The sequence below is a fragment of the Fibrella musci genome (assembly GCF_041321105.1).
Taxonomy (GTDB): domain Bacteria; phylum Bacteroidota; class Bacteroidia; order Cytophagales; family Spirosomataceae; genus Fibrella; species Fibrella musci.
Map to the genome: position 1 here is coordinate 671423 of NZ_JBGGWD010000005.1, position 14110 is coordinate 685532.

Annotated in this window: 11 protein-coding genes; 8 read left to right on the forward strand and 3 right to left on the reverse strand. The window is 54.9% G+C overall.

Going from position 1 to position 14110, the window contains the following annotated elements:
• Positions 1-51 precede the first annotated feature (51 nt).
• Positions 52-648: an NAD(P)H:quinone oxidoreductase gene (gene wrbA, locus ACAW74_RS19270; protein WP_370699853.1), complete on the forward strand. Its 597-nt coding sequence runs from the start codon at positions 52-54 to the stop codon at positions 646-648.
• 57 nt (positions 649-705) lie between these two features.
• Here wrbA and ACAW74_RS19275 read toward each other — a convergent pair whose 3' ends face one another.
• Positions 706-1773, reverse strand: coding sequence for a DNA/RNA non-specific endonuclease (locus ACAW74_RS19275; protein ID WP_370699854.1), 1068 nt, complete (start codon positions 1771-1773; stop codon positions 706-708).
• A gap of 127 nt (positions 1774-1900) precedes the next feature.
• Between ACAW74_RS19275 and ACAW74_RS19280 the strand changes: the two genes are divergently transcribed.
• The 6 genes from ACAW74_RS19280 to ACAW74_RS19305 all read left to right on the forward strand — a co-directional run bounded on the left by ACAW74_RS19280 (position 1901) and on the right by ACAW74_RS19305 (position 9056).
• Positions 1901-3136 carry a BaiN/RdsA family NAD(P)/FAD-dependent oxidoreductase gene (locus ACAW74_RS19280; protein WP_370699855.1) on the forward strand — a complete coding sequence of 412 codons (1236 nt, stop codon included), beginning with the start codon at positions 1901-1903 and terminating at the stop codon, positions 3134-3136.
• Positions 3137-3147: 11 nt separating this feature from the next.
• The gene (locus tag ACAW74_RS19285; RefSeq protein ID WP_370699856.1) at positions 3148-4350 is read left to right on the forward strand and encodes an MFS transporter; all 1203 of its coding nucleotides are present in this window, start codon (positions 3148-3150) and stop codon (positions 4348-4350) included.
• Positions 4351-4437: 87 nt separating this feature from the next.
• Positions 4438-6216, forward strand: a complete 1779-nt coding sequence (locus tag ACAW74_RS19290) for an AAA family ATPase (protein WP_370699857.1) — start codon at positions 4438-4440, stop codon at positions 6214-6216.
• Between the two features lie 100 nt (positions 6217-6316).
• Entirely contained in the window at positions 6317-7831 is a 1515-nt protein-coding gene (locus ACAW74_RS19295; protein WP_370699858.1) for a helix-turn-helix domain-containing protein, read from the forward strand.
• Between the two features lie 11 nt (positions 7832-7842).
• The gene (locus tag ACAW74_RS19300; protein WP_370699859.1) at positions 7843-8370 is read left to right on the forward strand and encodes a GNAT family N-acetyltransferase; all 528 of its coding nucleotides are present in this window, start codon (positions 7843-7845) and stop codon (positions 8368-8370) included.
• On the forward strand, positions 8367-9056 hold the full coding sequence (locus tag ACAW74_RS19305) for an SMUG2 DNA glycosylase family protein (protein ID WP_370699860.1): 690 nt from the start codon (positions 8367-8369) through the stop codon (positions 9054-9056). The genes ACAW74_RS19300 and ACAW74_RS19305 overlap by 4 nt, the downstream gene beginning before the upstream one ends.
• A 17-nt stretch (positions 9057-9073) precedes the next feature.
• On the opposite strand, the gene hisS is transcribed toward ACAW74_RS19305, so the two are convergent.
• The gene (hisS, locus tag ACAW74_RS19310) at positions 9074-10444 is read right to left on the reverse strand and encodes a histidine--tRNA ligase (RefSeq protein ID WP_370699861.1); all 1371 of its coding nucleotides are present in this window, start codon (positions 10442-10444) and stop codon (positions 9074-9076) included.
• A gap of 514 nt (positions 10445-10958) precedes the next feature.
• On the opposite strand from hisS, the gene ACAW74_RS19315 reads away from it, so the two are divergent.
• Positions 10959-12938 carry a hypothetical protein gene (locus ACAW74_RS19315; RefSeq protein ID WP_370699862.1) on the forward strand — a complete coding sequence of 660 codons (1980 nt, stop codon included), beginning with the start codon at positions 10959-10961 and terminating at the stop codon, positions 12936-12938.
• A gap of 151 nt (positions 12939-13089) precedes the next feature.
• Here the strand turns inward: ACAW74_RS19315 and ACAW74_RS19320 are convergent, their stop codons facing one another.
• Positions 13090-14082 carry a transglutaminase domain-containing protein gene (locus ACAW74_RS19320; protein WP_370699863.1) on the reverse strand — a complete coding sequence of 331 codons (993 nt, stop codon included), beginning with the start codon at positions 14080-14082 and terminating at the stop codon, positions 13090-13092.
• Between the last annotated feature and the right edge of the window lie 28 nt (positions 14083-14110).

Genomic DNA, 14110 nt, shown 5'->3' on the forward strand with positions numbered 1-14110 from the left:
AGATACATTTAATTAGCAAAACCAAACTTTCTACTTCATTCAGAACGCATTATGGCTAAAGTTGCGATTATCTACTACAGTGCTACCGGCACGACTTATGAACTGGCGAAAGCCGTTGAAGAAGGCGCCAAACAGGCCGGGGCCGAAACCCGCCTCCTGAAGGTGCGTGAGCTGGCTCCCGAAGAAGCAATTGCGTCGAACGAAGGCTGGACCAAGCACCGCCTCGAAACGCAGGACGTACCCGAAGCGACCCTCGCCGATCTGGAATGGGCCGATGCCATCGTGCTGGGTGCACCCACGCGCTACGGCCTGCCCGCCGCTCAGTTGAAGCAGTTTATCGACACCACCGGCCCACTGTGGGGGCAGGGTAAGTTAGTCGACAAGATCGCATCGGCATTTACCAGTGCAGCTACCGCACACGGCGGTCACGAATCGACGATTCTGGCGCTTTGCAACACGTTTTACCACTGGGGTTCGATCATCGTTGGGCCGGGTTATGCCGATCCTATCCAGTTCCAGGCGGGCAACCCGTACGGCACGTCGTTTACGAGCCAGAACGGTACCGTTTCACCCGACGAGACGGCGTTGGCATCGGCCCGCTTCCAGGGCAAACGCGTTGCCGAAACAGCCGGCAAATTCAAGAAATAATAACTGGTGATTAGTAGTTCGAAAGGCGTCGTAGGCTGCAGCTTGCGACGCCTTTTTTTAGCGAAAAAACCACTTATCAATCACGTCGCGGCCGCTCCGGCTTTCAAGACGCCGTTCGAGATCGTCGGGAATTTTGGGGAAGAAATCGAGCCCCGTTGCCTGTTCGATCTGATCGACGGGCACCACAAACGACGATAGTGGCTCATCCGACGGTTCGTTTTTGAGCAGAAACCCGATCATGCGGATGTCGGGGTTGTGGCAATACAGAATCACCTTGTAAAAGTATTCGGGCACGGCCACCTCGTTGGTTTTCCCGATGGTCGGTAACCCCGCTTTCAGCACGGGGCCCGTCACCACATAGAGGCCCCCATCGCGGTAGGCCCAGCTACGTACCTGATCTTCCAGCGATTTCCATATACCCCGATTAAACTGCGGAGCCTGCGGCGAAATATTGCTCATCAGAAACGATTCGCGCATCAGGCGCTGCGAGAACTTAAAATCGCCAGCCGGTGCCTGATGCCCCCGATCGTAGCCCGAGCGTGTATAGTCGCTGGGCAGCGCCGTGCCCCCATCAACGGCGGGGTCGGGCATAAACCGTTCGTTATCGCGCTCGGCATCGCCCGTAATCTCGTAGGCCAGTAGCGGATAAGCCACCCAAACCGGGTTTTTCAGGTCTTCATCATACCGAAGGGTGTAGCCTTCGTGACGAACCAGCTCGTCGCTGGCTTTGCCGGTGGGCAGCAAAAAATCGACTTCTTTTTCGAAGGCAAAAAGCGTACTTGACGTTTTCTGGTCGGCGCTCCGCCCTGTGCGTTCACCGGCTTTGTCCGAGGCTTCCGATTCGCCAGCCCGGTCGCTCGCCCGGTCGTCGGTAGCGACGTCTTCGTTGGGTTCGGGCGCTTTGTACGGATTATCGGACGACGACCGATCGGTGCGATCGTGCCGAATGCCCAGCAGGCTACGCACATCATTCCAGAAAGCCACTACGGGCTCGGTGCGCCCTTTGTAATGCAAAAAAAGCCCCAGCAAAAAAAAGCCAAACAACAGAATCAGCGTGTTACCCCGCAATCGGAAACCACGCTGCACGTAGCGCTTTGACGCGCGAAATTTGGGTCGAACGAACATCGGGTAAAGGTAGCTTAAAGTTTACTGTTCAATGGTCAAAGTTCATTGTGCAACGATCAACGTCCAAGCCAGGATCTACCCGCCAACTTTGGCCATCAGACGTTGAACTTTGAACTAACTTTGTATCATGTCTACGTTGCGCATTGCTGTTATTGGTGGTGGGGCGGCTGGTTTTTTTGGGGCGATCACCGCCGCCGAAGCCAACCCAACTGCCGAGGTTACCATCTACGAAAAAGGGCGAACGGTGCTCCAGAAAGTACGGATTTCCGGCGGCGGTCGCTGCAACGTAACCCACGCCTGCTTCGACCCTAAAAAGCTGGCGACCCACTACCCCCGCGGCGACCGCTGGCTGCGGTCGCTCTTTGGGCAGTTCGACGCGGCGGCGACCGTGCGCTGGTTTGAAAACCGGGGCGTTCGCTTAAAAACCGAACCCGACGGGCGTATGTTTCCAACAACCGATTCGTCGGAAACGATTATCAATTGCCTGCTCGATACGGCCCGCCTCCTCCATATTCGCATTCAGACCAGCAGCGGCGTCGACCGCCTCGAGCCACTGCCCGACGGCACCTATGCGCTGCATCTGCTCGCCAGCCGCGAGGGCGAACCGGAGCGTGCCGACCGGGTACTGGTGGCTACAGGAGGCTACCCGCAGGCGCCCTCCTACGGCTGGATGCCCACGCAAAGTGAACCGCTGATGTCGCCCGTACCGTCGCTGTTTACGTTCAACACGCCCAACAATCCGCTGCTTCAGCTGGCGGGCGTATCGGTGCCTATGGCCGCTGTGCAGGTGGTGGGCACCAAACAGCAACAGCGTGGTCCGCTGCTGATTACGCACTGGGGTTTTAGTGGCCCCGCCGTGCTGAAGCTGTCGGCTTGGGCGGCGCGGGAGCTGGCCGAGCGCGACTATCAGTTTACGCTCCGCATTAACTGGCTTCCCGACCTCAACGAAGGACAGGTGCGCGATACCATTCAGGCCTTCCGGCACGACAATGCCCGCAAGCAGGTGACCTCGCTGAATCCGTTTGGTCTGCCGGCTCGCCTCTGGGATGCTTTTTGCGCCGACGCCGGTGTGCCCGAAGGCATCCGCTGGGCCGATCTGCCCGGCAAAACCCAGAACCGGCTGATCGAACGACTCGGCAATAGTCAGTTTCAGGTAGCGGGCAAAAGCACATTCAAAGACGAATTTGTGACTTGCGGCGGAATCTCGCTGGGCAGCATCGACCCGCAGACACTGGAAAGTCAGGCCCATCCCAACCTATTTTTTGCGGGTGAAGTGCTTGACGTCGATGGCATTACGGGCGGTTTCAACTTCCAGAACGCCTGGACCACTGGGTACGTTGCCGGTCAGGGGTTGGCGCGTTAACCCTCTGCAACATGCAGCCTGCTCCCGCACCAACAACCCTCTCCAACGGGCACCTGGCCATTATTGTCTTCGCGCAGTTTGCGGGTACGTCGCTGTGGTTTGCCGGTAACGCAGTCCTGCCCGATCTGCAACGGTTACTGAACGTACCCGCCCTGAACGGTTGGATCACGTCGGCGGTGCAGCTTGGCTTTGTGCTGGGTACGTTGCTCTATGCGCTCTTCGCCATCCCCGACCGATTTCCCACCACCCGCGTCTTCATGGTGTCTGTGGCGTTGGCGGCGCTGGTCAACGTGGGGTGGCTGGCCTTGCCGCTCCGGGCCGAAACCGTGCTGGTCAGCCGCTTTTTGACGGGCTTTTTTCTGGCGGGCGTATACCCCGTAGGCATGAAGATCGCCGCCGACTGGTTCAGGCCGGTGTTGGGGCGGGCCATGGGCTTTCTGGTGGGAGCACTCGTGGTAGGCACGGCTTTCCCGCACTTGCTGCGTGGGCTGGGTACGTCGCTGCCCTATTCGCTCATTACGGGTGCGGTAAGCGGGCTGGCACTGCTGGGCGGGTTGTTACTACTGCTTTTCATCCCGTCGAAGCCAGTTTCGTCAACAATGACCGCAACAAAAAGCCAGTCATTTGGGCTCGATTCCTTACAAACCTTAGCGCGTTCATCGGCCTTTCGCCCGGCTATGCTGGGTTATTTCGGGCATATGTGGGAGCTCTACACGGTCTGGGCCTTCCTGCCCACGCTGGTTTCGCTGTATGCTGCTCACCACCCCACGCAGCCGATCAATGCATCGCTTTGGTCGTTTGGGGCGATCGCGGCCGGGGCGGTTGGCTGCATTTTGGGTGGGTACGTGGCGCTTCGGGTGGGTAGTGAACGGGTGGCCCGTGGGTTGCTCATTACGTCGGGGCTGTGCCTGCTGCTGGTGCCGTTTCTGCTCGACCTGCCGCCGTTTGCCTTTGCCATGTTCCTGTTCATCTGGGGGTTGGCCGCCGCGGGCGATTCGCCTCAGTTTTCTACGCTGGTAGCCAGCCTCACGCCACCCGATCAACGAGGCAGCCTCATTACGCTGGTGGTCAGTATCGGCTTTCTGCTGACGGTGCTGTCGATCCAACTCATGGCCTGGCTGGTTGCGGAGCTTGGCCCGTCTGTCTGGTTGTTCTGGCTGCTATTGCCCGGTCCGCTGCTGGGTACGTTGGCGATCTGGCCGAAGCGGCGATAGCGGAGTTCAGGGGCCTAAGCCATACTCGCTACTTCCAGGTCAGCCAACTATATTTGAGCGTAGTTGCCTTGTAACTGGCCCTGAACAATGCTGACAAAAGTTATCATTCAGAATTTTAAGAAGTTAGAATACGTAGAGTTTTCTTTGTCGCAATCCGTTGTTCTGATTGGCCCTAACAACGCCGGAAAATCGACCATTTTTCAGGCGTTGTGTCTATGGGAGCTAGCAGTTATAAGCTATATAGAAGCGGAGAAAAGCGGAAAACTTTTCTCTCACCACCTATACAATTACGATGAGTATATAGGTGATTATTATTCAGCTACTTTAAATCGAAAAGATTTACTTAATAATCCTATCAATGACACAGCTTTGTTGTGGCGAGAAAAGAATCATGCTGAGTATGACGAAGAGATCGACTTTATTTCACAAGATATACCTATAAAAATTAATATATTTGGAGACAACAAGAATCTAAATTGGCTTTGTCAAGCAATATTTAGATTCAATAATACTGAGTCGATTGAGTGTGAACTATCGGGATCTATTGAGTTACTTACTGAATTATATCACGATCATCAACTTCCCCATTTCGGTTTCTTGCAACCTATGTCGGGGTTAGCAACGGAAGAAGATTTACTAACGCCGGGTGCCATTGCCCGCCGGTTGGGCGAGGGACGAACCGCCGAAGTATTGCGTAATCTATGCTACCAGATTCTGCACCCGGAAACAGTTAGTCAAGCATTGCCTGATCCAGTGAAAAGCTGGCAGAATCTTTGTATTGCCATTCAAAAAATGTTTGGCGCTGAGCTGCAAGAACCGACTTATAGCCGCGCCAATGGTCTTCTACAACTTACTTATACTGAAAACAATATACAATATGACATTACATCGGCAGGACGCGGTTTTCAGCAAACGTTACTGCTGTTAGCCTACATGTACGCCAACCCCGGTACGACTTTGTTGCTCGATGAACCTGATGCTCATCTGGAAGTGATTCGGCAGCGGGAAATCTTTCAACTCATCAATGCCGTTGCCAACGAAACGGGTTCGCAACTCATTATTGCTTCTCACTCAGAAGTTGTGCTGGACGAAGCGGCTGATGCCTCGAATATCATCGCCGTCATCGACAGTCAGGCGATTGAATTAAATTCGTCTGAGTCGCAGAAGCGGAAGCAGATCAATTACTTAAAAAAAGCGCTAACCGATATTGGTTGGGAGCGTTATTATTTAGCTCGATTAAAAAAACACATTCTGTATCTGGAAGGCTCAACAGATCTGCAAATGCTCAAGCAATTTGCGCATCAATTACAGCATCCAGCCGAAGCTTTTTTGCAACAGGCCAATGTGCACTACACTGCCAATAACGTACCGCATCAGGCCACCGCTAATTATGTAGCCTTAAACGAATTCATCCCGGACTTGCGCGGCTTTGCGCTTTTTGACAAATTAGAAAAAGAGAAACAGTACGATCAGCAATCACTACCAATACCCATTCATTTCTGGCAGCGGCGCGAACTGGAAAATTATTTTGCACGGCCCGATGCTCTGCTTCGCTTTGCGCAGTCCCTGCAAGTCAAACACCCTACTTTCAGTGTAGAGCAGCTTACAGACGCTATGCAGGCTGCTATTGCTGAACATACGGCCCCGGCGGCATTGCGTGATTTGTCAGCTTCCTTCTGGCTAACGGCCAAACTATCCGATGACTGGCTGGATCTGATCTTCCCTGATTTCTACAACCGACTGGGGCTACCGCAAGATTTTTACAAGCGCGATTATTATCAGCTTATCAGTCAATTGCAGCCTGCCGACATCGATACGGAGATTGTCGAGAAGCTGGATGCCATTCTGGCGGCGCTGGCCCATTAGCAGCGGATTAGAGCGCGGGTACTATCGTGAAAGTCAGCCGTTGCGTAGCGTGAAGAGACCCCGAATGACTGTATCTTTATAGCCGTTTAATCACCCGCACGTGTCGCTATCTTCCGATCATATTCGCCTGCTTTTCGGGCTGAAACTTCGTCAACTGCGCCTTGAAAAAGGCATTTCTGTGAGTGAACTGGCTCAACGGTCGGGGCTGGCGATCTCCTATATTTCCGAAATCGAGAAAGGTCGCAAATACCCGAAGGCCGACAAGATTTCGAGTCTGGCCGGCGCACTCGACGTCGACTATGATACGCTGGTTTCGTTGAAAGTCAGCAAGAAACTGGCGCCGATTGCCGATCTGCTTCGCTCCAAATTCCTGACCGAAATACCCCTTGAACTGTTCGGCATCGACCCGTCGGACCTGCTCGAATTGCTGGCGGGGGCACCCGATAAGGTGAGCGCCATGATCCGTACGTTTATGGACATCGCGCTGAGCTACAACATGAGCGTAGAGCGGCTCTATATGACCATGCTGCGGTCTTATCAGGAAATCAACGACAACCATTTCGACGATATCGAAACCGAGGCCCTGCGGTTTCTGGATGAATACGTACCCGGCAATCAGGTGGTGTCGGTGAGCTTGCTGACCAACTTGCTGAAGACGCGTTTCAACGTCAACATCGCCCTGTTCGATCCGGCGGTTCAACCCGAGTTGGGTTCGCTACGGTCGGTCTTCCGGCCGGAGTCGGGTACGGCGGGGCGGGGTACGTTGCACCTGAACACCACGCTGTCGGCGGCGCAGCAGCAATACGTGATGGCGCGGGAAGTGGGCTTTCAATACCTGAACATCAAGAACCGACCTTATACCTATTCGTATGTGGAAGTCGATTCATTCGAGCAGGTATTCAACAATTACAAGGCGTCGTATTTCGCCGGGGCGGTGCTTATCCGACGCGACGTGCTGGTGGAGCGACTGACCGAGTTATTTGCCCACGACACCTGGAGCAACGAGCGCTTTCTGCAACTGATCGAGTCGTTTGGCGCTACGCCCGAACGGTTCTTCTACCGGCTCAGCAACGTACTGCCCCGCGATTTCGGCATTGACCAACTGTTCTTCTACCGCTTCAACCATACGCCCGGACAAACTACCTTCGCCCTTACGAAGGAGATGCACCTCTCGCGGCAGCAGGGCCCCCGCGGTATGGTCGACGAGCATTTTTGCCGCCGTTGGGTAGCCCTCACGATCTTGCAGGAGCTGGGTTTCATGCAGTTGCACAAGGGGTTTACCGGTTCGCTTTGCCAGGCGCAGCTATCGACCTACGCCGATACGGGCAATACGTTTCTGATTATCTCGGTGGCACATCCTCACCGGACCGACCGCACCGATGGCAGCGCGGCGCAGAACATGAGCGTCTCGATGTGTTTCGCCGTCAACGATACGCTACGGAGCAAGATGAAATTCCTGCAAAAAACGCCGCCCAGCATCATTGAGCGCACGGTCAATGAAGCCTGCGAACGCTGTGGTATTTTTGACTGCCGCGAACGGGTGGCCCCCCCTACCGTTTTGCAGAAGAAACGACAGACGGAAGCCATGAAAGCCTCCGTTAGCCATTTATCCTAATAGCTCCTGTTATGCTCCCCGACCTATCTACCCTTGTACTTGACTCCGAGCGGCTGCGGCTATGCCCGATCGGCGACGCGTACATCGACCTGATTTACCGGGAATTTACGCCAGCGATTGCTACCTACATGTATCCACGCCCGGCGAGTCATCGGGCCGATACGGAAGCGTTTGTAACAGCTGCCCAACAGGAAAACCGCGAAGGCAGCAACCTGAACATGGTGATGACCCTGCGTGAAACGGGCGAATTTCTGGGATGCGTAGGCTTGCACAAACTGGCCAGCCCGCGCCCCGAATTTGGCATCTGGGTGAAACAGTCGGCGCAGATGCACGGCTACGGGCGCGAAGCCATTCATACGCTGAAACGCTGGGCCGATGAGCACCTGGCCTACGAATACCTGATCTACCCCGTCGATTCGCGCAATATCGTCAGCCGTAAAATTCCGGAATCGCTGGGGGCGGCCATCATCAGCCAATACGATGGTACAGGTGGGCTGGGTCAGGATCTGACCCTTATTAATTATCGGATAGAGCGGTGAGCATAACAGACAGCTTCGCGCAACGTGCCATTGCGTATTACCTCGGTTTGAACGTACCTGACAACCTGCCCGCTGGCGTATCGGCGATGAATCCCTACGCCGATCCAACTGTGCAGGACATCGTGCGGCAGTTTTATACCAAATTTTACAGCGATAACCGCCCCCGCGTCTATATCCTAGGCATCAATCCGGGTCGGTTTGGAGCGGGGGTGACGGGCCTTTCGTTTACGACCCCGCAGAACCTGGCCCGCTACTGCGGTATACCTAACGACCTCGCGCCCACTCCCGAGCTATCGAGCCGGTTCATTTACAAGGTCATCGAAGCCTTCGGCGGGGTCGAGGCGTTTTACGGCCGGTTCTTTCTGTCGTCGCTTTACCCGTTGGCGCTGATCAAAGACGGGAAAAACTACAACTTTTATGACGACCGGGCCACCACGCAGGCTCTTTGGCCAGTAATGATCGAGGGACTGCATCAGCAACAGACTTTTGGCTGCGACCGGCACATTGCCATCTGCCTGGGCCGTAAAAACGAAAGCTTCCTGCACAAACTAAATGAGCAGGAAGCCTTCTTTGAGCGGATCGTGTCGGTCGATCACCCGCGTTATATTTTGCAGTATAAGTCGAAAGCCGTCGAGCAGTACGTTGATACGTACCTGCAAGTGCTGACCGAAGCCATCAACCTGTAGAGTTCAGGTACGTTTCCTTATCCGTTTATCGACACCATCGCCTCGACAACCTGCTGAGCCGAGAGCTTCTGCTGTTCGCCCGTGTTCATGTTCTTCACCGACAATTGTCCCGTTTGCACTTCGTCGGAACCGATCAGCACCACATACGGAATCTGCTTCTGGTTGGCGTAGTCAAGCTGCTTTTTCACCTTAGCCAGGTCAGGATAGAGTTCGGCGACTACGTTGGCGGCCCGGAGCTGACTCAGCAGCGGTAAGGCCAATGCGCGCCCGTCGGCGTCGAAGCAGGCGAGCAATACCTGCGTCCCCTGTGCCGCCGACGCCGGGAAGAGATTCAGCTCATCCATGACATCATAAATCCGGTCGACGCCAAACGAGATACCCACACCCGATAGGCCCGGCATCCCGAACGTACCGGTCAGGTTATCGTAACGCCCGCCGCCACTCACGCTCCCAATCGAAACGCCGTTGGCTTTCACCTCGAAAATGGCCCCTGTATAATAGGATAGACCACGGGCCAGGGTCACGTCCAGTTCAACCCGCGAATCGGTCAGGCCGAGCGCATCGGCGAGTTGCAGGGTTTCGGTCAGTTCGGCCAGCCCCAACTGCGCCAGTTCTGACTCAGCGAGCCAGGTACGTAGGCCAGTCAACACCGTGTCTAACGTACCTGAACTGGTAAACAGCGGTTCAAGTGCGCTGATATTGGTATCGTCGAACCCCCGTTCACGCAGCTCATCGATCACCTTTTCCCGACCGATTTTATCCAATTTATCGATGGCGACGGCTAATGTCCCTTCCTCGCCGGGCCGGCCAATGGCTTCGGCAATACCCGCCAGTATTTTCCGATTGTTGATCTTCAGCGTAAAATCCTGAATGCCCAGGTTCCGGAATACTTCGTGCACCATCAGCACGATCTCGGCTTCACAGAGCAGCGAGTCGGTACCTACCACGTCGGCATCGCACTGATAGAATTCGCGGTAACGCCCCTTCTGCGGGCGGTCGGCGCGCCATACGGGCTGCATCTGATACCGTTTGAACGGCATGGGCAGGGCGTGGCGGTTCATCACCACGTACCGGGCGAAAGGCACGGTGAGGTCGTAGCGCAGGCCTTTCTCGGCAATCTTCGGGGTCAGTTTCTTGCTGCCCTGCGCCAGGTCGGCCTCGGTGAGCTTGTCGGCAAAATCGCCAGAGTTAAGAATCTTGAAGAGAAGCTGGTCGCCCTCGTCACCATACTTGCCGGTGAGCGTCTGGAGGGTTTCCATGCTGGGGGTTTCGAGGGGCTGGAAGCCAAACCGGCGGAATGTTTGCCGGATGGTGTCGAAGATAAAGAGCCGTTTCTGCATCTGTGCCGGCCCGAAATCGCGCGTCCCCTTAACTACGGATGGTTTCATGCCGCAAAGGTAGGGCATCGGCGTAACCTTGTCCATTCTCCGTACCCCCACCTTTCTGTAGATGATGGACTTTTCTTACAATAAATACCCTATTATATATATAGAATAAAAACACAACTTTTTTAGAGTACCTTGGCCTGAAATTAAGAATTCACTAAACGAAGCTTTTTCAAACCCAATCGTCATTTTGAAAAAAACAGGTGAAATGAAAAGCCATTCAACAGGATTTTGAGTTAATCAATAGCGTAAATCGGTGTCATCGGGGCTTGCAACTGACGGTACTAAAAAGTGGCTGTACCGGCTCAAAAGCGGTATTTGTTCGAATTACGGGTAAACTTTTTTTAGCTACCACCCCGAGAATACCTATCCAACGCAGTACCAGATTCTTACGACGACTTTGATTGACCAAAATCGGTTTAGTTGCCGGACCGTTGCCTAAATTCTTCAGTGAACAATTTCTTGATTTAAGTTAGTGAAGTTGTATTTTGCCAACGAAACAAAAATAACTGTACGTATGCACAGACTTATCCGACTCATGGCGGGCATTGCGTTCCTACATGCGGGTACGACGTTCACCTATGCACAACAAGGCGACACCCTGCGCCGAAATCAGCCTACTGATCGTTATGCCCCACGTGAACGCATCTTCAACCTCGGCCGGGGAAGCTACGCAGACACTGTTCAGCGCGCCGCCTTCAAAAGCCAGTATAGCACCCTGACGGAACTAGAAGATTGCGACACGACTTTGCAGACCTTTGCACTGGTTCGCCGTCTCTCGCCTTGGCGTGTAGGTGCCTTTGTGGGCCCTGCCTTCGCCTACTGCGGCTCGTTCGACGCTACTTTCGGTCCCAACAAACGCGATAACTCGCTTTATAATGGAACCGGGGTCAACGTTACGTTTAACGCCGATTACTTCTTTTCAAAACCAGAACGGTTGTTCAAATTTGGTCTGAGCGCTGCGCTTGGCTACCAGAATTTCTACACGCGCAACGAATGGCGCACCGACTTCCTGAATCTGGCAACGTCACGCGGCATCCCGACGGATCGGGTAGCCCTGCGTAACAAGCCGCAGGAAGACTTTTTCCTGACGATCGGTCCCATCATTTCATGGGAGTTTGGCCGTCGGAAAAACCCCGTTCGCACCGGTGCTTTCCTGGAAGCAGCTATTCGTGGTGGTCTGTACCGCACCGAGTCGGCCTTCCTGAGCGCTACCGTCCCGACGGGTGTAGCGATCACGGGTGAGCAGGTTGTTCGGGTTGTTGCGCCAAGCAACCGCCTGATTCAACTGGGTAGCAACGCCTCACTGGGTGTTTTCTTCCCCATTGGCAATAACTGGAATCTGGGTGTTCAGGCACAAGGTTACTATACGCGGCTCAACTACGTGATTGTAGATGGTGGCTCGCAGAACGTAACGAACAGCTTCTACGAATTCAGCCGGATGCACGGCGGTTTCACGGCGGGTCTGGGCCTGCGGAAGAGCTTCATCCAGAAGCGTCTGATCCCGAAAGCACCGACCTTCTGCCCGACTTGCGACTCTATTCCGCAACTCACCGTTCGGTTCCGCAATGCACCGCTTAACGGTCTGACACTGGTTGCCGACAGCATTCCTGACAACGTAACGGCTCCGACCATCAGCTGGCGCAGCACGACGATCAACCCGAAAAACGAAACCTTCACGGCCCGTCTGTACTTCCGTCCTGACGATCCGGCGGCTTCAGCAACGGGTGATCAGGTTATCGCTCAAGCGGTTGACACGAAAGACACAACCCTCGCGTTCCCGTCGCAGTATCTGCAAAATGGTAAGCCGGTTCGTGGTTTCTACTACGTAACGGTACACAACCACGAGACAGCCCCGTGCGGCGAGTGTATGAGCGAAGTGGCCACAACAAGCTTTGCCTTCCTGGGTAGCCGCATTGCACCGCTGGCAGCCGTGGGTGGTCCTTGCGAGTTCCGTCACCGTCTGGAGCGTCTGGAAGTTTACTACCGCAACCCGTATACTCGTGAGGTGGCTAACGTCTGCTACTGTAACGGTCAGGTAACGTCGGTAGGTGACACGGTAACCCGTCTGCGCTACCGCACGCTGAACCGTCGTCTGGCTTCGCAACCGTTCGAGTTCGACAGCACCGCGCTGATCCTCGACTTCCGCGAACTGCCGGGTGAACTGGCTCGTCAGCTGCAACAGGAGAAATCAACGATCGAAAGTGGCCGCGCTATCCGCTACAAAGGTCGCCGGGTACGTCCGCAAGTGCAGTACTTCCGCGCTGTGTTCAGCGTAACGCAACTGCCGTGCAACGGTCAGCCTGAGCGCGTAGTTGGTCAGTTCAACACGATCATCAGCGACAACACGTACTCGATCACTGATCTGAAGCCGCTCAACGCGCAGCAGTATCAGAAACTGACGACACCGCCTGCTCCGAAGCAACCGCGCCGGGGTGGCCGCAGCGGTCGCCGGGACGTAAGCTTCGGTACGGAAAGCATCGATAGCGACAAGTAATCGGTAATCGTAGTCAACAAAAAGGCCCGGATCTGATGATCCGGGCCTTTTTGTTGTTTGTAGTAATCTGTAATGCCCGGCTCCAGCCGGGTAGTTTGTTGGGTACTAACTGTTGATCAACTCATTTACTTCTACCCGCTGGAGCCGGGCATTACATGACAGTAAAAGAGGCGATGGCCGAATACTGTTTGTAGCGCTCGTTGCGGGCGGCCCGTTGTTTGGCAAACACGTAGAGCGTTTGGGTACCTCGTTGCGGGATTCTAACCCGGAGTTGGTAACTGTCGCCATCGTGGTTCGTGGTATGAGGCACTTTGGTGTAACTCGTTCCGCCGCGCGGCCCGACAGCGCAATAGAATTCGACGTTCTCCTCGTTGGTCAGGTTCAGTGTCAATCCATCATAGGACCGCAACGCCCCCTGCTTCGGGAAATACGGCGTGAAGCCTAGTTGGAAATAAGCGTCGTAATATTTGGGGAATCTGTCGAAGTCGGCTTTGCTGACGGGCCGGGACAGGAGCTGCCAACGCGACTCGATGGGCAGGTGCTGCGATACGAAGGCCTGCGGGTCGGTCAGGAAATAGAAATCGTTGGGTTTGCCATGCTGAGCGGTTGTGCTCGCCCAGGTGATGTCGAACAAATACCAGTCGCCATCGATCTCCACGGCGTTCCACTCATGGTCGATCCCCCCCGTAGGCGAACCGGCCTGCGAATCCAGGTAGCGCGAGTAGCCTTTCACCGTCACGGCATTGACCCCCGCTTCGACCAACAGATGCTTAAACAACAGGGCAAATCCTGTACAGACGGCTTTTCGCGTTTGCAGTATCTTGGCGGCATACTGCGGCTCCGACGAATAGAGCGAACCGGTAAACACCCGGTCGTCGTACTTCACGTGCGACATAATCCAAGCATAGACAGACCGCACTTTGGCAAAATCAGTACGGGCCGGGGCCGTCAGGTAGGCGCTCAGCGCTTTCAGGCTGCGCGCGTTGGCTTCGGGGGTACGCCGGGCATAGGTATCGATAACCTCGTACTCCGTCGGTGCGAGCCCTACCGCATACGTACCTGTGGCAGGGCGAGAGGGCGTGTAGGCACTGCTACCAGTCAGAAGCAGCGCTGCCAGGATGGCGGGTAGGGTGTACTTTCGCATAAAACAAGTCAATCACACAACCCATTAA

Bases quoted from the DNA above. Each gene is read 5' to 3' on its own strand.
- wrbA (WP_370699853.1), top strand. From the start codon at position 52: ATGGCTAAAGTTGCGATTATCTACTACAGTGCTACCGGCACGACTTAT.
- ACAW74_RS19275 (WP_370699854.1), bottom strand. From the start codon at position 1,773: ATGTTCGTTCGACCCAAATTTCGCGCGTCAAAGCGCTACGTGCAGCGT.
- ACAW74_RS19280 (WP_370699855.1), top strand. From the start codon at position 1,901: ATGTCTACGTTGCGCATTGCTGTTATTGGTGGTGGGGCGGCTGGTTTT.
- ACAW74_RS19285 (WP_370699856.1), top strand. From the start codon at position 3,148: ATGCAGCCTGCTCCCGCACCAACAACCCTCTCCAACGGGCACCTGGCC.
- ACAW74_RS19290 (WP_370699857.1), top strand. From the start codon at position 4,438: ATGCTGACAAAAGTTATCATTCAGAATTTTAAGAAGTTAGAATACGTA.
- ACAW74_RS19300 (WP_370699859.1), top strand. From the start codon at position 7,843: ATGCTCCCCGACCTATCTACCCTTGTACTTGACTCCGAGCGGCTGCGG.
- hisS (WP_370699861.1), bottom strand. From the start codon at position 10,444: ATGAAACCATCCGTAGTTAAGGGGACGCGCGATTTCGGGCCGGCACAG.
- ACAW74_RS19315 (WP_370699862.1), top strand. From the start codon at position 10,959: ATGCACAGACTTATCCGACTCATGGCGGGCATTGCGTTCCTACATGCG.
- ACAW74_RS19320 (WP_370699863.1), bottom strand. From the start codon at position 14,082: ATGCGAAAGTACACCCTACCCGCCATCCTGGCAGCGCTGCTTCTGACT.